This window comes from Kushneria sp. EE4, from assembly GCF_977968315.1.
Genome location: NZ_OZ386212.1, coordinates 2,834,035 through 2,854,892 on the forward strand (window position 1 = coordinate 2,834,035; position 20,858 = coordinate 2,854,892).

General features: G+C 63.3%; 18 protein-coding genes. 7 read left to right on the forward strand and 11 right to left on the reverse strand.

The window, feature by feature from the left end; all coding sequences use genetic code 11:
• The first annotated feature begins 1 nt into the window (after position 1).
• The gene (locus tag ACXMYO_RS12865) at positions 2-1,219 is read left to right on the forward strand and encodes an amino acid deaminase (protein ID WP_438765170.1); all 1,218 of its coding nucleotides are present in this window, start codon (positions 2-4) and stop codon (positions 1,217-1,219) included.
• 234 nt (positions 1,220-1,453) lie between these two features.
• On the forward strand, positions 1,454-3,811 hold the full coding sequence (locus ACXMYO_RS12870) for a beta-glucosidase (protein ID WP_457809004.1): 2,358 nt from the start codon (positions 1,454-1,456) through the stop codon (positions 3,809-3,811).
• 79 nt (positions 3,812-3,890) lie between these two features.
• On the opposite strand, the gene ACXMYO_RS12875 is transcribed toward ACXMYO_RS12870, so the two are convergent.
• Together ACXMYO_RS12875 and ACXMYO_RS12880 are read right to left on the reverse strand one after the other, a co-directional pair.
• Positions 3,891-4,748, reverse strand: coding sequence for an SDR family oxidoreductase (locus ACXMYO_RS12875; RefSeq protein WP_457809005.1), 858 nt, complete (start codon positions 4,746-4,748; stop codon positions 3,891-3,893).
• A gap of 99 nt (positions 4,749-4,847) precedes the next feature.
• Positions 4,848-5,711 (reverse strand): glucose 1-dehydrogenase, encoded by an 864-nt coding sequence (locus ACXMYO_RS12880; RefSeq protein ID WP_438765173.1) that lies wholly within the window; start codon positions 5,709-5,711, stop codon positions 4,848-4,850.
• A gap of 188 nt (positions 5,712-5,899) precedes the next feature.
• Here ACXMYO_RS12880 and ACXMYO_RS12885 point away from each other — a divergent pair, with 188 nt between their 5' ends.
• On the forward strand, positions 5,900-6,676 hold the full coding sequence (locus ACXMYO_RS12885) for a TatD family hydrolase (RefSeq protein WP_457809006.1): 777 nt from the start codon (positions 5,900-5,902) through the stop codon (positions 6,674-6,676).
• A 409-nt stretch (positions 6,677-7,085) separates the two neighbouring features.
• On the opposite strand, the gene ACXMYO_RS12890 is transcribed toward ACXMYO_RS12885, so the two are convergent.
• Both ACXMYO_RS12890 and glsB read right to left on the reverse strand, forming a co-directional pair.
• A complete protein-coding gene (locus ACXMYO_RS12890) occupies positions 7,086-7,931 on the reverse strand; it encodes an SDR family oxidoreductase (RefSeq protein WP_457809007.1) in 846 nt (281 codons plus the stop codon).
• Positions 7,932-8,084: 153 nt separating this feature from the next.
• A complete protein-coding gene (gene glsB, locus ACXMYO_RS12895; RefSeq protein WP_457809008.1) occupies positions 8,085-9,008 on the reverse strand; it encodes a glutaminase B in 924 nt (307 codons plus the stop codon).
• 237 nt (positions 9,009-9,245) lie between these two features.
• Here glsB and pyrB point away from each other — a divergent pair, with 237 nt between their 5' ends.
• Positions 9,246-10,286 (forward strand): aspartate carbamoyltransferase, encoded by a 1,041-nt coding sequence (pyrB, locus tag ACXMYO_RS12900; protein WP_457809009.1) that lies wholly within the window; start codon positions 9,246-9,248, stop codon positions 10,284-10,286.
• Positions 10,287-10,320: 34 nt separating this feature from the next.
• Here the strand turns inward: pyrB and ruvX are convergent, their stop codons facing one another.
• From ruvX to gshB, 3 genes are all read right to left on the reverse strand, one after another.
• Positions 10,321-10,785: a Holliday junction resolvase RuvX gene (ruvX, locus tag ACXMYO_RS12905; protein WP_438765177.1), complete on the reverse strand. Its 465-nt coding sequence runs from the start codon at positions 10,783-10,785 to the stop codon at positions 10,321-10,323.
• A complete protein-coding gene (locus ACXMYO_RS12910) occupies positions 10,778-11,335 on the reverse strand; it encodes a YqgE/AlgH family protein (protein ID WP_438765178.1) in 558 nt (185 codons plus the stop codon). The genes ruvX and ACXMYO_RS12910 overlap by 8 nt, the downstream gene beginning before the upstream one ends.
• 154 nt (positions 11,336-11,489) lie before the next feature.
• The gene (gene gshB / locus ACXMYO_RS12915; protein ID WP_457809010.1) at positions 11,490-12,452 is read right to left on the reverse strand and encodes a glutathione synthase; all 963 of its coding nucleotides are present in this window, start codon (positions 12,450-12,452) and stop codon (positions 11,490-11,492) included.
• 236 nt (positions 12,453-12,688) lie between these two features.
• Between gshB and ACXMYO_RS12920 the strand changes: the two genes are divergently transcribed.
• A complete protein-coding gene (locus tag ACXMYO_RS12920; protein ID WP_457809011.1) occupies positions 12,689-13,822 on the forward strand; it encodes an alkene reductase in 1,134 nt (377 codons plus the stop codon).
• 99 nt (positions 13,823-13,921) lie between these two features.
• On the opposite strand, the gene poxB is transcribed toward ACXMYO_RS12920, so the two are convergent.
• From poxB to ACXMYO_RS12940, 4 genes are all read right to left on the reverse strand, one after another.
• Entirely contained in the window at positions 13,922-15,664 is a 1,743-nt protein-coding gene (poxB, locus tag ACXMYO_RS12925) for a ubiquinone-dependent pyruvate dehydrogenase (RefSeq protein ID WP_457809012.1), read from the reverse strand.
• A gap of 230 nt (positions 15,665-15,894) precedes the next feature.
• Positions 15,895-16,617, reverse strand: a complete 723-nt coding sequence (locus ACXMYO_RS12930) for a 16S rRNA (uracil(1498)-N(3))-methyltransferase (RefSeq protein ID WP_457809013.1) — start codon at positions 16,615-16,617, stop codon at positions 15,895-15,897.
• Positions 16,618-16,641: 24 nt separating this feature from the next.
• Entirely contained in the window at positions 16,642-17,109 is a 468-nt protein-coding gene (secB, locus tag ACXMYO_RS12935) for a protein-export chaperone SecB (RefSeq protein WP_438765184.1), read from the reverse strand.
• 75 nt (positions 17,110-17,184) lie between these two features.
• Positions 17,185-17,607 (reverse strand): rhodanese-like domain-containing protein, encoded by a 423-nt coding sequence (locus ACXMYO_RS12940; protein ID WP_438765185.1) that lies wholly within the window; start codon positions 17,605-17,607, stop codon positions 17,185-17,187.
• Positions 17,608-17,891: 284 nt separating this feature from the next.
• Between ACXMYO_RS12940 and gpmI the strand changes: the two genes are divergently transcribed.
• A complete protein-coding gene (gpmI, locus tag ACXMYO_RS12945) occupies positions 17,892-19,442 on the forward strand; it encodes a 2,3-bisphosphoglycerate-independent phosphoglycerate mutase (protein WP_457809014.1) in 1,551 nt (516 codons plus the stop codon).
• A 13-nt stretch (positions 19,443-19,455) separates the two neighbouring features.
• Positions 19,456-20,814 carry a peptidoglycan DD-metalloendopeptidase family protein gene (locus ACXMYO_RS12950; RefSeq protein WP_457809015.1) on the forward strand — a complete coding sequence of 453 codons (1,359 nt, stop codon included), beginning with the start codon at positions 19,456-19,458 and terminating at the stop codon, positions 20,812-20,814.
• The last annotated feature ends 44 nt before the right edge of the window (positions 20,815-20,858 follow it).

Here is a 20,858-nt window from a genome sequence, read left to right on the forward strand (position 1 = left end):
CATGCCCATCTCTTCGCTTTCGCCTGCCAGTGGTCAGACTGTTCACAAGGGCAGCCCGGTACTGGGTGACAGCCTGCTTGCAGGCGTGAGCCTGCCGGCCATGGTGCTGCACCAGCAGGTGCTGGAGCACAACATTGCCTGGATGCAGCGCTTTGCCGATCACCATCACGCCCGTCTGGCCCCGCACGGCAAGACCACCATGATGCCGGCGCTGTTTGCCCGCCAGATCGAGGCCGGTGCCTGGGGGATCACGCTTGCCACGGCGACCCAGTGCGCGGCGGCCTTTGCCCACGGCGTGCGTCGGCTCATCATGGCCAATCAGCTGGTGGGTCAGGCCAACATGGCGCTGGTCTGCGACATGATCGAAGGCGGGCTGGACTATTACTGCACGGTGGATCATGCCGATAACGTGCGCATGCTCAACGACTTCTTTGAAGGTCGCAGCCAGCGTCTTCAGGTGCTGATCGAGCTGGGCGTGACCGGCGGGCGCTGCGGCGTGCGTGATGCCAACGAGCTGGCCGCGCTGGTGGAAGCCATCAAGCAGGCGCCGGCACTCAAGCTGGCCGGCATCGAGGGATACGAGGGCATGATCGGCGGCGATGCGGCGCTGGAGGACGTGCGCGCCTATGGCACCCGACTGGTCGAGACCGTCCAACACCTTCATGCCAGCGGCGTGCTGGCGGTCCCTGCACCGATCGTGACGGCCTCCGGTTCGAAATGGTTTGACCTGATCGCCGAGGCCTTTGACCAGGCCGAGCTGCGCGAGCACTACACCCCGGTGCTGCGTCCGGGCTGCTATGTGGCCCACGACCACCGGCTTTATCGCGAGGCGATGGAAGCGGTCAGTGAACGCCGCCCCGAGCTTGAAGGCGCGCTTGAACCGGCGCTGGAGGTCTTCGCTCAGGTGCAGTCCCTGCCCGAACCGGGCCTTGCGATCGTGGCCATGGGCAAGCGCGATATCTCCTGCGACCCGGACCTGCCGATGGCGCTGCGCCTGTACCGCAGCGGCGCGTACGTGTGTGATGTCACCGACTGGCAGGTGGTTCACATCATGGATCAGCACACCTTTTTGCGCCTGCCCGAGGGGGCCGACATTCATATCGAGGATGTGATCGCCTTTGGCGCCTCCCATCCGTGTTTGACCTTTGACAAGTGGCGTCAGGGGCTATGGGTCGATGAGACGCTGGCCATCACGGCGGTTGAACCCACCTTCTTTTGATTTTCCCTCCCGCCGCCTTCATTGCGGGCCGGGGTTTTTACAGCGGCCCGGGCGCTCTGGTTGCGCGCGCTGACGGCGGGTCACACGCGCTCATGGTTGCTGGCAAACGCTGACGTTTCGATACAGCAAGCCACCCGGCATACGACTAAGGTGGTCCCCTTGTTGACCGTCCCGTGACCGCGCCGTGACAGCGTTTGCGGGCCGGCCACCCCGATGTCTGGAGACGCCCTACGCATGCGCCAACGCCTTTTTTTGCCCCTGATCACGCTGTCCGCTGCATTTGTAAGCGCCCACACACTGGCCACGCAAATGCCGCCGGTACCGGATCAGCGCCCCGGCCGGCTGGCTCAGGCCGAGCAGAGCCTGAGTGATCAGCTGGCGCAGGCGCCCTGGATGGACCAGCGTCTCAGCGCTGACGAGCGCGCCCGCGCGGCGCTCAACGAGATGACCACCACCGAGAAGATGTCACTGCTGGCCGGGGATTTCGCCGCCCCCATGGACCCCTCGAAGCAGGTGCGCGGCGCCATCGGGTCAGCCGGTTTCGTGCCGGGCGTCAGCCGGCTTGGCATCCCCGCCCAGCAGCAGACCGATGCCGATCTCGGCGTCACCAACCCGGGCTGGATCGACCCGGACCGCCAGGCCACGGCGCTGCCCTCGGTGCTGGCCGCCGCTGCCACCTGGCAGCCCGAGCTTTCCCGTCAGGGGGGCGAGATGATCGCCCGTGAGGCGCGCCACTACGGCTTCAACGTGCTGCTGGGCGGTACGGCCGGTCTGGTGCGCGACCCGCGCGCCGGGCGCAACTACGAGATGCCCGGAGAAGACCCGCTGCTGTCGGGCCTGACGGCGGCGGCCAGGATCAACGGCATCGAAAGCCAGCACGTGATGTCAACCATCAAGCACTTCGCGATGAACGCTCAGGAGACCGGTCGCCACAAGCTGAGCGCCGACATTGATGAGCAGGCGCTGCAGGAATCCGACTTGCTGTCGTTTCGCTACGCGCTGGAGCACAGCCACCCGGGGGCGGCGATGTGCGCCTACAACCGGGTCAACGGCGACTACGCCTGTGAAAACGACTATCTGCTCAATCAGGTCCTCAAGGACGAATGGGGTTACCCGGGCTTTGTGATGTCGGACTGGGGGGCGGTCTACTCCGCCGCGCCCTCGGCCAACGCGGGCCTTGATCAGCAGTCGGCAGCCGAGGACTTCGACGGCGTGGTCTATTTCGGCGCCCCGCTGGAAAAGGCGGTGGAGCGCGGCGAGGTCTCCCATGAGCGCATCGATGACATGGCCTATCGCATTTTGCGCAGCACCTTCGCCGCCGGCATCGTGGATCATCCGCCCGCCGGTGAGCCCATCGACACCGAGGCCCACGCTGAGGTGGCCCAGCGCCTTGCCGAAAATGCCATGGTGCTTTTGAAAAATGACGACGCTGTGCTGCCGCTGGACGGCGCGCGGGACAAGCGCATCAGCGTGACCGGGGCCCATGCCGACCGCGCCGTGATTGCCGGCGGTGGCTCGGCCGCGGTGGTGCCGATGGACGGCGATGCCCTGCCGGATCTCAACCCGCCTGCCGGTGTGAACACTCAGCGGCTGTATCCGAAGTCCTCACCGCTGGGCGCGATCGGTCTGCACACGCCTGAATCAAACGTCACCTTCAGCGCCGGCGATGATATTGACGAGGCGGTCGCGCAGGCCCGTGACAGCGACGTGGCGGTGGTCTTTGCCCAGCAGTGGACCTCGGAGACCATGGACATGCAGAGCCTGGCGCTGGAAGGCGAGCAGAACGCGCTGATCGAGGCGGTGGCGAAGGCCAACCCGCGCACGGTGGTGGTGCTGGAAACCGGCGGGCCGGTGGCCATGCCCTGGCGCGACGACGTGGCCGCCATCATGGAGGCCTGGTATCCGGGCCAGCGCGGCGGCGAGGCGATCGCCAACGTGCTCTTCGGGCAGCACAACCCGTCGGGCCGACTGCCGGTGACCTTTCCCAAAAATGATGAGCAGCTGCCGCGAGCGCAGGTGCCGGGGCTTTCCATCGGCAACAGCGCCTTTTTCGATGTCGACTATAACCGCGAAGGCGCCGATGTGGGCTATCGCTGGTTCGAACGCGAAAATGAGACGCCGCTGTACGCCTTCGGCCACGGGCTTTCCTACACCACCTTTGAGCGCCACGACCTGCGCCTTGAGCGCAGTGGACAGAAAGTAACCGCCCACTTCACGCTCACCAACACCGGCGATCGCAAGGGCCGCACCACGCCCCAGCTCTACGTGAATGCTCCCGACGGTTCGCCGGCGCGTCTGGGCGGCTGGGAGAGTATTGAGCTTTCGCCCGGCCAGTCCCAAGAGGTGAGTATTGCAATCGACCCGCGCCAGTTCGCCCGTTACGACAGCGGCGAGCGTCAGTGGCGCCTTGAAGGCGGCGACTATCGGGTAAGCCTGGCCGATTCAGCCACCGACATTGACGAAACGCAGCGCGTGGCGCTGCCGGCCGGTGTAGTGGCGATGGCAAAACTCCCTCGTGATTCGGCGCCCTCCACGGGTGAGGATGAACAGCGCGTGGCGGCCAACGAGTCAGCGATGGACGACTCGCCCTGACCTCGACCGGCCCGGCACAAAAAACCGCCCCCGGCAGTACCGGGGGCGGTTTTCAATTCGATCGAAGGGCCGTCATCGCCTAGTTGATGATGGCGCCGCCGTTGATGTGCAGCGAGTGGCCGCTGATATAGGAGGCGTCCTTCGAGGCCAGAAAGACGTAGGCGGGCCCAAGCTCGCTGGGCTGACCGGCCCGGCCCATCGGCATCTTCTCGCCCAGGGTCTGCATCAGGGTCGGGTCGAAACGGCCCATGGTCGAGGGCTGAATCGGTGTCCAGATCGGCCCCGGGGCGACTTCGTTGACCCGAATGCCGTCACCGATCAGTGACTCCGACAGCGAGCGGGTAAAGCCCGTAATCGCGCCCTTGGTCGAGGTGTAGGCCATCAGCATGGCGTTACCCACGAACGGATTGATCGAGGTGGTGTTGATGATGGTGTCGCCGGCCTTGAGATGCGACCGCACGGCCTTTGCCATATAGAAGTAGCCGTGGATATTGACGTCAAACGTCTCGCGCCACTCGTCATCCGGAATGTCGGTGATGTCCTGACGCACCACCTGCGCGGCGGCGTTGTTGACCAGGATGTTGATCTCCCCGAACTCCTTGAGCACCTGATCAACGGCCTGCTGACAAAAGTCGCTGTCACGCACATCACCGCTGATCAACAGTGCCCGGCGGCCCTCGGCCTCGATCAGGCGCTTTGTCTCTTCGGCGTCCTGCTGCTCGTCAAGATACATCACGGCCACGTCGGCGCCTTCACGGGCAAAATGCACCGCGGCGCTGCGACCGATGCCGCTGTCGCCACCGGTAATGATGGCCTTTTTACCCTCGAGCTTGCCGCTGCCGCGATAGTCGTCACGAATGATCTCGGGCGCTGGCGTCATCTCGTGCTCAAGGCCCGGCTGGCGATCCTGTGACTGCCTTGGAAACTGATCGGCCATGTCTGAAATCTCCTTTTTCGATGGGCGTCATGACAGACGCCGTGTTGGCCTGTCAAAAAAAGGGCCGTCGAGGACGGCCCTGATCCTGCCTCAAACCTGTCAGCCGTTGACGATCATGCCGCCGTTGACATGGATGGTCTGGCCGGTCACGTAGCTGCTGTCCTTGCTTGCCAGATAGACATAGGCCGGACCGAGTTCGGCGGGCTGGCCGGCGCGACCCATCGGCGACTGGCTGCCGAAGTCCTCGACCATCTCTTCATCAAACTGCCCCATGGTAGAGGGAATCAGCGGTGTCCAGATCGGGCCGGGCGCGACCTGGTTGACGCGGATGCCGTCACCGACGCACATTTTGGAGAGCGCGCGGGTAAAGCCGGCATTGGCGCCCTTGGTCGTGGTGTAGGCCAGCAGGTTGGCGTTACCGGCAAAGGCGTTGACGGAAGTCGTGTTGATGACCGTGCCCTTTGTCTCGCGCAGGTGCGGGATGGCCGCCTTGGCCATGTAGAAGTAGCCGTGGATGTTGACGTCAAAGGTCCGACGCCACTCCTCGTCCGAGGTCTCTTCGGGACGGCTGTGCAGCACCTGCTGTGCGGCGTTGTTGACCAGCACATCCAGCTTGCCGAAGGTATCGACCGTTTGCTGCACCGCGCTGCGGCAGAAATCGGCATCGGCCACGTCACCGGCGATTAAAAGCGCCCGGCGACCTTCCGCCTCGATCATCTGCTTTGTGGTTTCGGCGTCATCGTGCTCGTCGAGATACATGACGGCCACATCGGCGCCTTCACGGGCGAAATGCACGGCGGTGGCGCGACCGATGCCGCTGTCACCGCCGGTGATAATGGCTACCAGGTCCTGCATCTTGGCGCTGCCGCGATAGTCGTCGCGGATAAACTCGGCGGCCGGTGTCATCTCGCCTTCAACGCCGGGCTGGCGACTTTGTTTCTGCGGGGGAATCTGTTCTGCCATGACGATGGTGCTCCCTGTCATTGCGTGGTCAAGACCACACGTCCATTGATGAACACGGCCACTGGCGTCCTGCCGCGGCCGTGCTGCGACGAATGTCTAAAGCGTAGACGTCTCTGGGCACCGCGCAATTCACCCTTCGCGACAGGGCGCTACACTCCCGCATGATCACTGTTGAGAGGAGCGCCGTTATGAGCGCGCAATTTGTGGATACCCACTGCCATTTCGATTTCCCCCCGTTTGTCGGTGACGAAACGCAGAGCCTGCAGCGGGCGAAGGACGCCGGCGTCGAGAAAATCATTGCCGTCGGCGTCGCAGCAGATCGCTTTGCAGGCGTCATGGCGCTGGCCGAGCGCCATGAACCGGTGCACGCCGCGCTCGGCGTCCATCCCATGGCCATCGGTGAATTCAAGGATGAGCATCTTGAAGAGCTGGACGCCTGGCTTAAACGGCGCCCCGACAAGCTGGTGGCCATCGGTGAAATCGGGCTGGATCTTTTTATCGACAATCCGCAGTTCGACCGGCAGGAAGCGCTGCTGGATGCCCAGCTGCGGCTGGCCCGCGACCATGACCTGCCGGTGATCCTGCATTCGCGGCGCACCCACGACAAGCTTGCCATGCATCTGCGACGCCTCGAGGTGCCCCGGCGCGGCGTGGTGCACGGGTTTGCCGGCAGCGAGCAGCAGGCGCAGGCCTTTATCAGGGCGGGTTATTTTATCGGTGTGGGCGGCACCATGACCTACGAGCGCGCCAGCAAGACCCGTCGCACCCTGGCGCGTCTGCCGCTGTCGTCACTGCTGCTGGAAACCGACTCACCGGATATGCCCGTGCAGGGATTTCAGGGTGAGCCCAATCGGCCCGAGCGGATCAAACACATCTGGCAGAGCCTGTGCGAGATTCGTGATGAATCTCCCCAGGCCATTGCTGACACCCTCCGCGACAACACTCGGCGGCTGTTTCATATTTAGGCCCGGATAGGGGCTGGAACGATCAGCCCTACCAAATATTACGTAATTGTTTTACGCGTTTGATAAAAACACGAATGCCTGAAATTTGATCAGAACAAAAAATACGCGATCTTTCCCGCACAAAGCATGGCGGAAAGCACGTTCAGTCAGGCCGTTGCACTCGAAACCCGATGCCACTGCGTTTTCGACGTAAAAAAGCAAAGCGACCGCCAGTATTGCCCTTTTGAACAACACTACGGGCATCGTGATTATCTCACCAGGGCTGGGACGCGCCTTCAGGTAGGTCCTTTCTTTTGACAAAAAAGCTTGCACCCGGCCACAGCCAATCGTCGCAGGACATAAAAAAACCCGCGCCACAGAGCGTGGCGCGGGTGAAAGGTGTAATCTTGATCGTAATTAATTTACACCGTTACGTATTAAGGATAACGCCGCCGTTGAGATGAATGGTCTGGCCGTTCATGTAGGACGATTCCTCACAGGCCAGATAGACATAGGCGGGTGCCATCTCGCTGGGCTGGCCAACACGCTCCATGGGCACCTGCTGGCCAAAGTCTTCGACCTTCTCCTCATCCATGGTCGAGGGAATCAACGGGGTCCATATTGGTCCCGGGGCCACGGCGTTGACACGAATCCCGCGCTCGACCAGCGACATGGCCATCGAGCGCATGAAGCCCTGAATGGCCCCCTTGGTCGCGCTGTAATCGATCAGGGTGTTGTTGCCCTTGAAAGCGTTGACCGATGAGGTTTCGATGATGCTGTCACCCGCTGTCATGTGCGACAGGGCGTGTTTCACCGTGTAGAAATGGCTGAAGATGTTGGTGCGAAAGGTGCGCTCGATCTGCTCATCGGGGATTTTGGTGATGTCGTCCCAGTCGTGCTGCTCGGCGGCGTTATTGACCAGAATGTTGAGCCCGCCCAGCTCGCTGACGGTCTTTTCGACCATCTCGCGGCAGAAGTCTGCACTGCCGACATCGCCCTTGATCAACACACAGCGCTGTCCTTCGGCCTCAACGAGTGCGCGGGTGTCCTCGGCGTCACGGTCTTCTTCGAGATAGTTGATGGCAACATCCGCGCCTTCCCGGGCGTAGTGCACGGCCACGGCACGACCGATACCGCTGTCGCCGCCGGTGATCAGCGCGATTTTGCCCTTGAGCTTGCCGGTCCCCTGATACCCGTCCCGAATGTATTCGGGCTTTGGGGTCATGCTGTACTCATCACCCGGCTGTGACTGGGGTGCATCCGTTGAATTGGCCACTGTTCAAACTCCTTTTAAACATGGATCAATATTTGCGCCGCACATGGGCCGACGCGCGTCACTCTCAAGCGTAGAGCGCGCCGTCAGGCGTTCAAGAGGGTTTGAGAAAACAGTCCGGGCCGGCGCCTCGATGCCGATGCGCCGGGCAGGCGTTCAATAGGCCAGCGGCGAGAATACCGACCAGCCGATGCGCTCGCTGAGTCTTTCCAGCACCGCCATGCCTACCAGCGAATTGCCACTGGCGTTGAGCGCCGGCGACCACACACAGATGGTGTAGCGCCCCGGCACCACGGCCACGATGCCGCCGCCCACGCCGCTTTTGCCGGGCAGCCCGACGCGGTAGGCAAAGTTACCGGCTTCATCGTACAGCCCGCTGGTGGCCATGATGGCGTTGACCTGCTGGGTCTGGCGCGGTGTCAGAATGGTCTCATCGCCGTGCAGGCAGCGCCCGCCGTTGGCCAGAAACGAAAACCCGCGCACCAGATCCACGCAGCTGGCCGTCAGCGCACAGTGATGGAAATAGCTTTTGAGCACGGCCTCCACATCGTTGTGAAAGTTGCCAAAGGACTGCATCAGATAGGCCATGGCGGCGTTGCGCGCCCGGTGCTGATATTCGGAGTCGGCCACGACTCGATCGGAAATGATATGGACGTTGTCGGTCAAACGGCGCACCAGATCGCGCATGGACAGGATCGGGGCGGCGTAGCGCGACTGGTTGATGTCGGCGATTACCAGGGCGCCGGCATTGATGAAGGGATTGCGCGGGCGGCCCCGTTCGAATTCAAGCTGCACCATCGAATTAAAAGCCTGCCCAGAGGGTTCATGGCCCAGCCGCGCCCAGAGACTTTCGCCGCCATGGGAAATGGCCTGTACCAGGCTGAACACCTTGGAGATGCTCTGGATCGAAAAGGGCGTGTCGGCATCGCCGGCCTGATAGAGCGTGCCGTCGGTGCCCAGCATGGCAATGCCGAGCTGATGGGGGTCGACATCTGCCAGCGCCGGGATATAGCTGGCCACCTGCCCCTGACCCAGCATCGGCCGCACTTCCTCGAGAATGGATTCCAGCAGTGCCTGCATGTGTCGTGACCGTCCTGACGTCGGGCGCATCGCCCCGGTGGAAAAAGCGAGCGCAGTGTAGCGCGCCGGTCGGCGCTCGCCCATGCACAGGGGCCATCACCCGTGAGAAAGCCGGCACCCTCTCTGTCCCCGGTTATCCCCGAATGAAGGACAGGGCGTGTCGCGCTACACTGGCGCACGTTTGCGCCCCACAGCCTGCCTGTGTGGCTTTACTCCTCCCAGCCAGAGGCGAGTGCCATGAGTGCCCATCTGTTGTCCGTTGATCACCTTTCCCGCGACTACGTCGATCACCTCTTTCACGTGGCGCGGCGCATGGAGCCCATCGCCCAGCGCCAGAAGATTACGCGGGTGCTGGAGGGCGCCGTGCTGGGCAATCTCTTTTTCGAGGCCAGTACCCGCACGCGCATGAGCTTTCACTCGGCGTTCAGCCGGCTGGGTGGCAGCGTCTGTGACACCACCGGCTTTACCTTCTCGTCGATGGCCAAGGGCGAGTCACTCTATGACACCAGCCGCGTGATCAGCGGCTATGTCGATGCCATCGTCATGCGCCACCCGGACCTGGGCTCGGTGGCCGAGTTTGCCGCGGCGACCCATGTGCCGGTCATCAACGGTGGCGACGGCCCGGGCGAGCACCCAAGCCAGGCGCTGCTGGATCTCTATACCATCCGCAAGGAGTTCGAGCGCCTCGACAAGGCACTGCCCGGCGCGCACCTGCTGTTGACCGGTGATCTCAAATACGGGCGCACCGTGCACTCGCTTTTGAAGCTGTTGTCGCTTTATCCGCCGATGCAGATCACGCTGGTGTCGCCGCCGGGGCTCGAGATGCCGTCTGATCTGATCGACCGGGCCGAAAACGCCGGTCACCGGGTCCATCAGCGCGACACGCTGCAGGCGGATTACAGCGATGTGGACGTGGTCTATGCCACGCGCATCCAGAAGGAGCGCTTTACCCAGGAGATGGTGGAAGGGTTCAGCCTGTCCAGCGATTTCAGCGTGGACCGAGCCTTTCTGAATCAGCGCTGCAGCACGCATACCATCGCCATGCATCCGCTGCCACGCGACAGCCGTCCCGGGGCGAACGACCTTAACGTCGATCTCAACGGCGACCCGCGACTGGCGATCTTTCGCCAGACCGACAACGGCATTCCGGTACGCATGGCGATCTTTGCCACGCTGATGGGCGTGGACGAGACGTTTGATCGCGATCTGCGCGACGTGGGCTGGCAGCCGCCACACCAGGTGGGCGTGGATGATGGCAATCTGGCCGCTCTGAAGTAAGCGCCCACTTACTCTACGAAATCGTGTTCAGGCTTCAGCGCGGTGCGGGGATATCAAGCCGCGCGCCGCCGGCCTGCTGTTCGAACCAGCCACTCAGAATCAGTTCGGCAGCAATGCCGTCCACGCCATGGTCGCGGTAGTTGCCGCGGTGGCCTTCCTCGCGGGCAATGGCCTTGGCCGCGCGGGTGGTGCCGCGCTCATCAAACATTTCAAGCGGTTGACCAAAGCGCCCGTGCAGCCGCTTGCCGAACTTGCGCGCGCGCAGGCTCATCTCGGATTCGCTGTCGTCCATGTTCAGCGGCAGCCCCACCACAAACAGGTCGGGCTGCCACTCATCGATCAGACGCGCGATCACGTTCCAGTCGGGAATGCCGTCGCGCGCCGTCAGCGGATCGATGGCCGTGGCGCTGCCCAGCAGTTCGTTGCCCACGGCCACACCGATGCGGCGCACGCCGAAATCAAAGGCCAGCACCAGCCGCTGGCCCGGCGCGTCAGCCATGACCGGCCTCGCGCGACAGCAGGCTCAGATCCACGCCCAGATGGCCTGCAGCGGTTTCCAGCCGGGCCGGGGCGGGCGTGCGAAAGAGCACCTCGTCGCTGGCCTCCACGGTCAGCCAGGTGTTGTCCTTGACCTCCTGGGCCAGCTGGTCGGGCTCCCAGCCCACGCAGCCCAGACAGATCAGAAACTGCTCGGGGCCCTTGCCGGCGGCAATGGCGTGCAGGATGTCCATTGACGTGGTCAGCGCCCGGTTTTCCCCGGTGCGAATGCTGGAATCCCAGTGCTCGGGGCTGCCGGCGTGCAGGATAAAGCCGCGCTCGCGATGCACGGGACCGCCGTTAAGCACCGGCGTTTCCAGCGACGGACACTCGCTGGCGTCAATCTCGAGCTGCTCGAACAGCGCCTCCAGCGTCAGCTCCATGGGCTGATTGAGCTTGAGGCCCAGCGTGCCGTTGTCATCGTGATCGCAGATATAGGTCAGCGAGCCCGCGAAGTTTTCGTCTTCAAGATGGGGCATCGCCATGAGAAAGTGATCGCGCAAGCCTTGCATGGGCCTCCCGGATAGTAACGCAGGCAGGCGCCTCCGCCCGTGGCGGAGGCGCGGATCGACGGATCATGACATGACGGCACCCGCCGCCACCTGTCCGTCGAAAGCAATTGATGAGGTCATGGTAACACTGGCGGGCCAGCGTGACGTCAACACCTCACGAGGCGAAACGCTGCTCGATGGCGTCCATCAGCAGACCGGCGATATCCGTGCCCTTCTGGGCATCGATTTCGCGCACGCAGGTGGGGCTGGTGACGTTGATTTCAGTGATGTAGTCGCCGATGACATCAAGGCCGACAAAGATCAGCCCCAGCGCCTTGATGGAGTCCTTGACCTGATCGACCAGCCAGTAGTCGCGATCGGTCAGCTCGCGCGCCTCACCCCGGCCGCCGGCGGCCAGGTTGCCGCGTACTTCACCGGCCGACGGAATCCGCGCCAGTCCATACGGCACCGGCTCACCGTCGATCAAAAGAATCCGGGTATCGCCCTGCTTGATCTCGGGAATGTAGCGCTGCGCCATGATCTGCTCGGTGCCGCGCTGGGTCAGCTGCTCGATAACCGCACCGATGTTGCGACCATCCGGGGCGATATGAAAGATGCCGGTGCCGCCCATCCCATCCAGCGGCTTGAAGATGGTGTCGCCGTGTTCGGCGTGAAACTCGCGCAGCACGCGGTCGTTGCAGGAGACCACGCTGGGCACCAGACACTGGGGAAACTGCTGGGCGTATAGCTTTTCGTTGCAGGTCAAAAGCGCCTGGGTCGGATTGACCACCAGCACGCCTTCACGCTCGGCAAAGCCCAGAAGCTGCACGGCGTTGGTAAAGTTGACGTCCACCGGCGGGTCCTGACGCATCAGGATGGCGTCCATATCGGCCAGCGGCCCGGCCTTGACCTCCCCCAGGGTGTAGTAGTGCTCGGGATCGTTTTCGAACACGTCCAGCGCACGCAGACGCCCCATGGCGCGCCCGTCCTTGAGATAAAGATCCCCCGGTTCGAGATAGAAAAGCGTATGGCCGCGGCGTTTGGCCGCCCACAGCATTGCCAGCGTCGAGTCCTTTTTCCAGGCGATGTCGGCGATGGGATCCATGACTACCGCGATCTTCAATGCACGTTCACTCATTTAAAACTCCAGAACACGGCCGTGTGATGTTGTGGCAGCCGTCCATCCCATCAGTATGACGCAAGCCTCATTCTTCGACCATGGCCGAACCCGCTGCTTTGCTGCTGGCCGGGTTGTTCTTTCCAATCGCGGGCATGATTGGAAACTATCAGGATCACGCCAATGACCGACTAGACTTTCGTGGAACAAGCCATCGCTGAACCACGGTGTTCAGACGTTTTGCAGAGAGGATTTTCATGTCATCACTTTTTGAACGCTTTGATCTGGCCGGCATTCAACTCGACAATCGCGTGGTCATGGCGCCCATGACCCGTTCGCGCGCCCCTGACGACATCCCCACCGAGATGGGCGCGCTCTACTACCGCCAGCGCGCCAGCGCCGGGCTGATCATCTCCGAGGGGACGCCGGTCTCGCGTCAGGGTACGGGCTATCTCTACAACCCGGGCATTTTTGGCCCGGATCAGATCGCGGGCTGGCAAAAGGCCACGCGGGCCGTTCATGAGCGCGGCGGCGTCTTCTTCGCCCAGATCTGGCATGTCGGGCGCGTATCGCACACCACCGTCCAGCTGGCCGGGGCGTCACCGGTCGGCCCGAGCGAGCAGCCCGGCGGCATGGCCTTTGGCTATAACGAGCAGGGCACGCCCGATATGCTCAATGCCAGCACCCCGCGCCGGCTCGACACCGATGAGGTGCGCGATATCGTGCGCGATTTTGCCCGGGCCGCTGTCAATTCGCGCGAGGCCGGCTTTGACGGCGTCGAGATTCACGGCGCCAACGGCTATCTCTTCGAGCAGTTTTTGAACCCGGGCGTCAACGACCGGGATGACCAGTACGGCGGCTCGCGGGAAAACCGCTGCCGTTTGCTCATCGAAGTCGTCGATGAGGTCAGCAAGCTGATCGGCGCCCATCGCGTTGGCGTGCGCCTGTCGCCGCACGGCACACTCTTTGACATGCCGGAATACGACGACAACGGCGAGACCTATCTGCATCTGGCGCGCGAATTCAACAAGCGCGGGCTGTCCTATGTGCACCTGCACGACCAGGGCGGTCAGGGCATGGCGCCGATGCCGCGCGACTATCTCAAGCGTTTTCGCGAGGTCTACGAGGGCAATCTGCTGCTGGCCGGCAACCTGGATCAGGCCGAGGCCGAGAAGCTGGTCAATGACGGCACCATCGACCTGCCGGTGTTCGGGCGCCTTTATACCTCGAACCCGGATCTGGTCGAGCGCATGAAAAACGGCTGGCCGCTGGCCGAGTTCGACCCGTCCACCTTCTACGGCGGTGACGCTCGCGGCTACGTGGACTTCCCGACGTATCCGGAAGAGCGCCAGCGCCAGGCGCGTCAGCAGCTGATCGACGAGAAAAGCTGATCACCGGCCTCTGAAAGGCGCAAAAAAAGCCCCGGCATGGCCGGGGCTTTTTAGCGTCTGACGCCTGAGCGTCAGCAAGCACTCACTATCGCTTTGACGCTACTTTTTGCGGCCCAGTCGGCTGAGCCAGTTGGTCTCGGCCAGGTCCATGACCTCGTCGCCGCGCCCGCTCATCACCGCGCGCAGCATGTAGAGACTAAAACCCTTCGCCTGGGCGGCCTCGATGGTCGGCGGCATGGACAGCTCCTGTTTGGCCACCTTCACATCAACGACGACCGGCCCATCATGGGCAAAGGCTTCCTCCAGCGCGCCGTCGAGCTGTTCGGAGCCCGAGACCGTCAGCCCCTTGATGCCCATCGCCTCGGCCAGACGGGCGTAGTCGGTGCCGGGCAGATTGGTGACCTCATCCACATAGCCGGCCGCCTTCATCTCCATTGCCACGAAACCGAAGGTCGAGTTGTTGTAGATAATCACCTTGACCGGCAGCTTCTGCTCGGCCAGCGTCATCAGATCGCCCATCAGCATGTTGATGCCACCATCACCAGACAGCGATATCACCTGACGTCCGGGCATGGCGGCCTGAGCGCCCATTGCCTGAGGCATGGCGGTGGCCATCGAGCCGTGCATGAACGAGCCGGTGAGACGCCGCTGGCCGTTCATCTTCAGATAGCGCGCCGCCCAGACGGTGGGCGTGCCCACTTCGGCGGTAAACCAGGCGTCCTCGGCGGCCAGCGCACTGACGCGAGCGGTCAGATACTGCGGATGCAGCGGCTTGCCCTCATCATCGGGCACGGCCAGTTCGTCCAGGTCTTCACGGGCCTTTTGATAGTGGGCCTGGGACTTGTCGAGAAAGCTGCGATCGGTTTTTTCCTCGAGACGCGGCAGCAGGGCTTCAAGACTTGCCTTCACATCACCCACCAGCCCCTTGAGCAGCGTACTGCGCCGGCCCAGATGCCCCGGGCGCAGATCGATCTGCACGATGCGCCCGTGCTCGGGGAAAAAGTCGCGATAGGGGAAATTGGTCCCCAGCATGATCAGAAAATCGCACTCCTTGAGCGCGTGATAGCCCGAGCTGAAGCCGATCAGCCCGGTCATGCCGACATCGTAGGGATTGTCGTACTCAAGGTATGACTTGCCGCGCAGCGCATGCACGATGGGTGCCTTTAGCCGCTCGGCCAGCGCGATCACCTCATCATGGGCGCCGGCGCAGCCCGCCCCGCAGAGCATCGCCACCTGTTTGCTGTCGTTGAGCAGCTCGGCCAGCTCATCGAGCTCGGGCTCGGGGGGCACCGAGACCGGGGCCACCGGCGCACTCCACTGCATCTTCTGCTCGACGGCCGGTGACAGCGCCACGTCGCCGGAAATAACGATCACCGCCACGCTCTTTTCGAGAATCGCCGTGCGCATGGCGGTTTCAATCACGCGCTGTGCCTGAGCCGGATTGGAGATCAGCTCACAGTAGTCGCTGCACTCCTTGAACAGCTGCTCCGGGTGGGTCTCCTGAAAGTAGCCCAGTCCCACTTCGCTGGACGGAATCTGGGCGGCGATGGCCAGCATCGGCGTTTTCGCCCGCTGGGCCTCGAAAAGGCCGTTGATCAGGTGCGTATTGCCGGGCCCGCAGGAGCCGGCACAGACGGTCAGTCCATCGCGCGCCTCGGCCTCACCGCTGGCGGCGAGTGCGGCCACCTCTTCATGGCGCACGCCACGCCAGGTAATGGCTTCCTGCCGGCGCAGGCTTTCGGTCAGGCCGTTGAGCGAGTCACCCGGCAGCCCCCAGATGTTTTGCACGCCGGCCTGGGCCAGCGTGCGTACCAGCATGTCGGCAACACTATAGTCGGCCATGTTCACGTCTCCCTGTGATGGCAGCGCCCGCACGCCGCGTCATGAATCATGACCGGCGTACGGGCGGTAAAAGAATGCGAGGTTCTGACAGTTCAGACGAGCGTCAGACGAATGTCCAATGCCGTCGACGCATTATCCCGCGGTGCGCCAGCCCTTCAGGCCAAAAATGTGATGCGAGCGACAGCGATGTACGGGCAGGAAGTGTTCGAAGGTGCCGGGACAACAGGGGATCAGAGATCCCCGTAGCGGGCCTGCAAAAGCGACAGCGCCACGATCGGCGCTGTCTCCATGCGCAGGATGCGCGGGCCGATGATCCAGGCGTGAAAGCCGTGCGCATGGGCGCGGGCGACTTCGTCATCACTGAGTCCGCCCTCGGGGCCGACCAGCAGTGCGGCGCTGGCAGGCGCCTCCTCGGTCTCCGGCAGCGCACCGGCCTCATAGGGATGAAGCACCAGCCGGAGTGTTTCATCGCGCGCGTCCAGCCACTCATCAAGGCCGATGGGCGGATAAATCACCGGCACGGTAGCGCGTCGGCTCTGCTCGCAGGCGCTGACGGCCACGGCCTGCCAGTGATCGCGTTTTTTCTGCGCGCGCTCGTTTTTGAGCCGGACATCGCCATGGTGGGTGTAGAGCGGGGTGATCGCAGCCACACCCAGCTCGACCGCCTTCTGGACGGCGAAATCCATGCGATCGCCCTTGCCCACCGCCAGTCCCAGATGCACGGCAAGCCCGGATTCGGGCAGCGCCGTCTGACGCTCCCCAACGGTGACCTGCACATCACCACGCTTGGAAATCGCGGCGATGTGAGCCTTCACTTCGCTGCCCTTGCCGTCAAAAAGCGCCAGCGCGTCACCTTCACGGCGGCGCATGACGCGCGCCACGTGATGGGCGGCGGCGTCGGGCAGTCTTATCGTGGCACCGGGTCTGAGCGCTTGAGGGACATAAATGCGCATGGGATTACTCGCCGCCGCCGGACATCAGGCGTCGGCCTGCTGGGTGCCCTGCTGCTTCTGGGCATAGATGGCATCGAAGTTGACCGGCGAGAGCATCAGCGCCGGGAAGGTGCCGCGGCCGACCAGGTTGTCGATGCACTCACGCGCGTAGGGAAAGAGCACGTTGGGGCAGAAGGCACCGAGCGTGTGATCGAGCTGGGCATCGCTGAGCCCCGAGATGGCAAACAGCCCCGCCTGCTGGACTTCGGCGAGAAAGGCCGTGGACTCTTCGTCACCGTTGTAGACGTGAGCGGTCACGCGCACGCTGACCTCATAGACACCGTCACTGATCTGCTTGTGATCGTTGTCGACGTCAAGCTTGACCCGCGGCTTGAACTGCTGCTGGAAGATCGCCGGCGAGTTGGGCGCCTCAAAGGAGATGTCCTTGACGTAGATGCGCTGCAGCGCGAACTGGATATTGGCCTGCTCACTGGTGGCGTTGTTCTCTGACATGCTCGTTTCCCGATCGGTGAGTAAGTAATAACTGTTGCTCCAGACAAGGAGCAACCATCGCTTGAAGAGGTTACATCAGCGTGTCACAACGGGCAGACCATCGGCCACCCACTGTGAATGACCGCCCTTGAGTCGACGAGCGCCGCTGTAGCCGGCCTTTTGCAGTTTCGTGACGACGGCGCCACCGTGCTGACCCATCTTGTCCACCACGATGATCGGCTTGTCCTTGTGCTTTTCAAGGCGCTGCATGCTGTTGTCAAGCTTGGCGGCAGGCACGTTGACCGCACCGGCGATATGGCCTGCCTTGAACTCCTTGATCTCGCGGATATCAAGGACCATGGCATCCTCGCGGTTGATCAGGCTGGTCGCCTCACCGCTGCTGACACCGCCGGTCGCACTGCGCCTGGATTCAAAGGCCAGCCAGGCCAGCAATACCACAACAAAGGCACCTACCAGCAAGGGGTGATTCTGGGCAAACTCCAGCAGCTGATCGATCATGGAAATATCTTGACCCTGGTTGTTTAAAATGGCTCGGCGCGCGGTCATGCCTGGTCTACCCTGCGAGTTCGGGGAAGCCGCTCGGCAGCTGGAATCCGGCGCGCGCCCAGTATACACAAGCACCCGGCCGTCGTCCGTCCCCGATGATCAATGCTGGCATGCATCGGCTGGGTTATGATGATGACCATTTCGACGCCCTGATAGCGCCCCTTGCCGCGTGATGACACGTCGGCAGCGCCGGCCCGGTATCGGGGCTTACATGTACGTGTTCCCGAGGCGAAATCATGTCCACATCGCAACCACGTCCCGTCGCCCTGCTGATTCTTGATGGCTACGGCCACAATCCGGAATCGGCCAACAACGCCGTGGCCGCCGCCAACACCCCGGTCATGGACCGGCTGCAAAAAGACTACGCCCACACCCTGATCAACACCGACGGTGAAAACGTCGGGCTGCCCGAAGGTCAGATGGGCAACTCCGAGGTCGGCCACATGAACCTGGGCGCCGGGCGCGTCGTCTATCAGAGCCTGACGCGCATCTCGAAGGCGATTCGTGACAACGAGCTGGGCGACAACACCGCCCTGACCGAGGCCATCGACCAGGCCGTCGGCGATGATCGTGCCGTTCACGTGCTGGGGCTGCTCTCACCGGGCGGCGTTCACAGCCATGAAGATCACGTGCTGGCATTGGCGGAACTGGCCCAGGCGCGCGGCGCGAAAAAGGTCTATATCCACGCCTTCCTCGACGGCCGTGACACCGCGCCCCAAAGCGCGCTGGACAGCCTGCTGCGCGCCGATGCCCTGCTGCGACAGATGGGCGTGGGCCGCGTCGCCTCGATGGTCGGGCGCTTTTTCGCCATGGACCGTGACAACCGCTGGGACCGCGTCGAAGCCGCCTGGCAGGTGGTGGTCAACGGCGAGAGCGAGCATGTCGACAACGACGTCGAGCACGCCCTTCAGGCCGCCTATGATCGCGATGAAACCGATGAGTTCGTCACCGCCACCAGCCTGCGCGAGGGTGACGATGATCGGGTCACCATCCAGGACGGCGACGCGGTGCTGTTTGCCAACTTCCGCGCCGACCGCGCCCGCGAGATTGCCCACGCGCTGGTTGACCCGGGTTTCGACGGCTTCAAGCGCGATCGCACCCCGAAGGTCCACTTTGTGGCCATGACCCAGTACTCCGATGATCTGGGCGTGCCGGTGGCCTTCCCGCCCAACGACCTGCCCAACACCCTGGGCGAATACGTCTCTTCAAAGGGGCTGACCCAGCTGCGCATCGCCGAGACCGAGAAATACGCCCACGTGACGTTTTTCTTCTCCGGCGGTCGCGAGGCGGAGTATGACGGCGAAGAGCGCATCCTCGTCGACTCGCCGCGGGATGTGAAAACCTACGACGAAAAGCCCGAGATGAGCGCGGTGGAAGTCACCGACAAACTGGTCGAGGCGATCGACTCCGGACGCTTTGATCTGGTGGTGTGCAACTACGCCAACGGTGACATGGTCGGCCACAGTGGCGATCTGGCCGCGGCCACAAAGGCGATCGAGGCTGTCGATGAGTGCCTGGGCCGCGTGGTCGAGGCGATCGAGCGCGCCGGCGGCGAATGTCTGGTGACCGCCGATCACGGCAACGCCGAGCAGATGGTGGACCCCGACACCGGCAACCCCCAGACCGCGCACACCACCTTTCAGGTGCCGCTGGTCTACGTCAGCCAGCGCAAGGCCACGCTTGCCGAAGGCGGGCGCCTTTGCGACATCGCGCCAACGCTTCTGGCCATGATGGGCCAGACCCGGCCCGACGAGATGACCGGTCGCGTGCTGATCGATCATCAGTAATCGGAGCCTTTCGGTGTCATTCACACGTCACCGGCCTGCGGGCCGGTTTTGGCTGCTGGCATTGACCCTGGGACTGGCGGTGCCGGCAGGCGCCGCCAGCCTGGATGCCTCAAAAGCCGAGCTGGACAGCATTCGCCAGACCATTGAACAGAGCCAGCGTCAGCTGGAAAAGACCGATGCCCAGCGCGGCAGCGCCCGCGAGGAGCTCGAGCAGGCCGAAAAGGCGCTGGCCGAGACCCATCGCCGGCTGGAAACGCTGTCGCAGGCACGCGATGAAACCACCGAGGCGCTGGACAGTCTGGACCAGCGTCAGCAGGCACTGACCCTCAAGCGCGACGCGCAGCAGAAGGCGCTGGCCGAGCAGGTCAGGGCGCTGTACAAGCTGGGTGAGCAGCCGCGCCTGAAGCTGCTGCTCGACAATCAGGACCCCGGCGAGATCGACCGCTTTCAGCACTATCTCAACCGACTCAACGAGGCGCGCGCCGAGCAACTGGCGCGTCTTGAATCGCTCAACGAACAACTTCAGGACAACCGCGCCCAGACGCTTGAGCAGCAGCAAACGCTGGATCAGCTTCAAAGCGAGCTTGAAAGCCGCCAGCGCACCCTCGATGAGCAGCGCCGCGAGCGTGAAACGGCGCTGGCGCGGCTGGAAGCGCGCTATCAAAGCGGTCAAAGCAACCTGGAAGGGCTTCAGTCCGACCGCGCCGAGGCCGAAAAAATGGTCAGCCGTCTCGAGCAGCAGCTGGCCCGCGCCCGTGAACAGCGCCAGGCGCAAGAACGAGCCGAACGCGAACGCCAGGCTCGGGAAGCCGAGCGACGCGAGCAGGCACGCAGAGACGCCGAATCGCAGGAGACGACACCCGCGCAGGACGGCCTGAGCAGCGACGAGATGAGCGCGCGGCCGGACAACGCCCGCAGCGTGCCGACCCGCCGCGCCGACCCGGCCCCCGAACGACAGGCCGAAGCGCGAGCGAGCGTGACCCACACGGCCGACAGCGGCGCTGCCAACTCGCGCTGGCCGGTCAACGGCTCGGTGATCTCAAGCTACGGCAGCGGTGACGGCCTCAACAAGAACGGCGTGTTGATCAGTGCCGCCGCCGGCTCCCCGATCCATGCCGCGTCCAGCGGTCAGGTCGTGTTTGCCGACTGGATGCGTGGCTTTGGCTATCTGGTGATCATCGATCACGGTGGCATACTGTCGTTGTATGCTCATCAGCAGCGCCTTGCCGTGGCCGCCGGTGATCGGGTGGAACGCGGCGCCACGCTGGGCTATGTCGGCGACACCGGCGGCCTGTCGCGCCCGGCGCTCTATTTCGAGGTACGTCGCGGTGGCAAGACCATCAATCCGCAGAACTGGCAGGCCTCGCGCTAGCCGGTACACGCACCACTCATTGACGGTATCGGGCGCCCGGCGTC

Bases quoted from the DNA above. Each gene is read 5' to 3' on its own strand.
- ACXMYO_RS12880 (WP_438765173.1), bottom strand. From the start codon at position 5,711: ATGGCAGAACAGATTCCCCCGCAGAAACAAAGTCGCCAGCCCGGCGTT.
- poxB (WP_457809012.1), bottom strand. From the start codon at position 15,664: ATGGCCGACTATAGTGTTGCCGACATGCTGGTACGCACGCTGGCCCAG.
- glsB (WP_457809008.1), bottom strand. From the start codon at position 9,008: ATGCAGGCACTGCTGGAATCCATTCTCGAGGAAGTGCGGCCGATGCTG.
- ACXMYO_RS12940 (WP_438765185.1), bottom strand. From the start codon at position 17,607: ATGATCGATCAGCTGCTGGAGTTTGCCCAGAATCACCCCTTGCTGGTA.
- pyrB (WP_457809009.1), top strand. From the start codon at position 9,246: ATGAGTGCCCATCTGTTGTCCGTTGATCACCTTTCCCGCGACTACGTC.
- ACXMYO_RS12885 (WP_457809006.1), top strand. From the start codon at position 5,900: ATGAGCGCGCAATTTGTGGATACCCACTGCCATTTCGATTTCCCCCCG.
- ACXMYO_RS12910 (WP_438765178.1), bottom strand. From the start codon at position 11,335: ATGCAAGGCTTGCGCGATCACTTTCTCATGGCGATGCCCCATCTTGAA.
- gpmI (WP_457809014.1), top strand. From the start codon at position 17,892: ATGTCCACATCGCAACCACGTCCCGTCGCCCTGCTGATTCTTGATGGC.
- ACXMYO_RS12920 (WP_457809011.1), top strand. From the start codon at position 12,689: ATGTCATCACTTTTTGAACGCTTTGATCTGGCCGGCATTCAACTCGAC.
- ACXMYO_RS12870 (WP_457809004.1), top strand. From the start codon at position 1,454: ATGCGCCAACGCCTTTTTTTGCCCCTGATCACGCTGTCCGCTGCATTT.
- gshB (WP_457809010.1), bottom strand. From the start codon at position 12,452: ATGAGTGAACGTGCATTGAAGATCGCGGTAGTCATGGATCCCATCGCC.
- ACXMYO_RS12865 (WP_438765170.1), top strand. From the start codon at position 2: ATGCCCATCTCTTCGCTTTCGCCTGCCAGTGGTCAGACTGTTCACAAG.
- secB (WP_438765184.1), bottom strand. From the start codon at position 17,109: ATGTCAGAGAACAACGCCACCAGTGAGCAGGCCAATATCCAGTTCGCG.
- ACXMYO_RS12875 (WP_457809005.1), bottom strand. From the start codon at position 4,748: ATGGCCGATCAGTTTCCAAGGCAGTCACAGGATCGCCAGCCGGGCCTT.
- ACXMYO_RS12930 (WP_457809013.1), bottom strand. From the start codon at position 16,617: ATGCGCATTTATGTCCCTCAAGCGCTCAGACCCGGTGCCACGATAAGA.
- ruvX (WP_438765177.1), bottom strand. From the start codon at position 10,785: ATGGCTGACGCGCCGGGCCAGCGGCTGGTGCTGGCCTTTGATTTCGGC.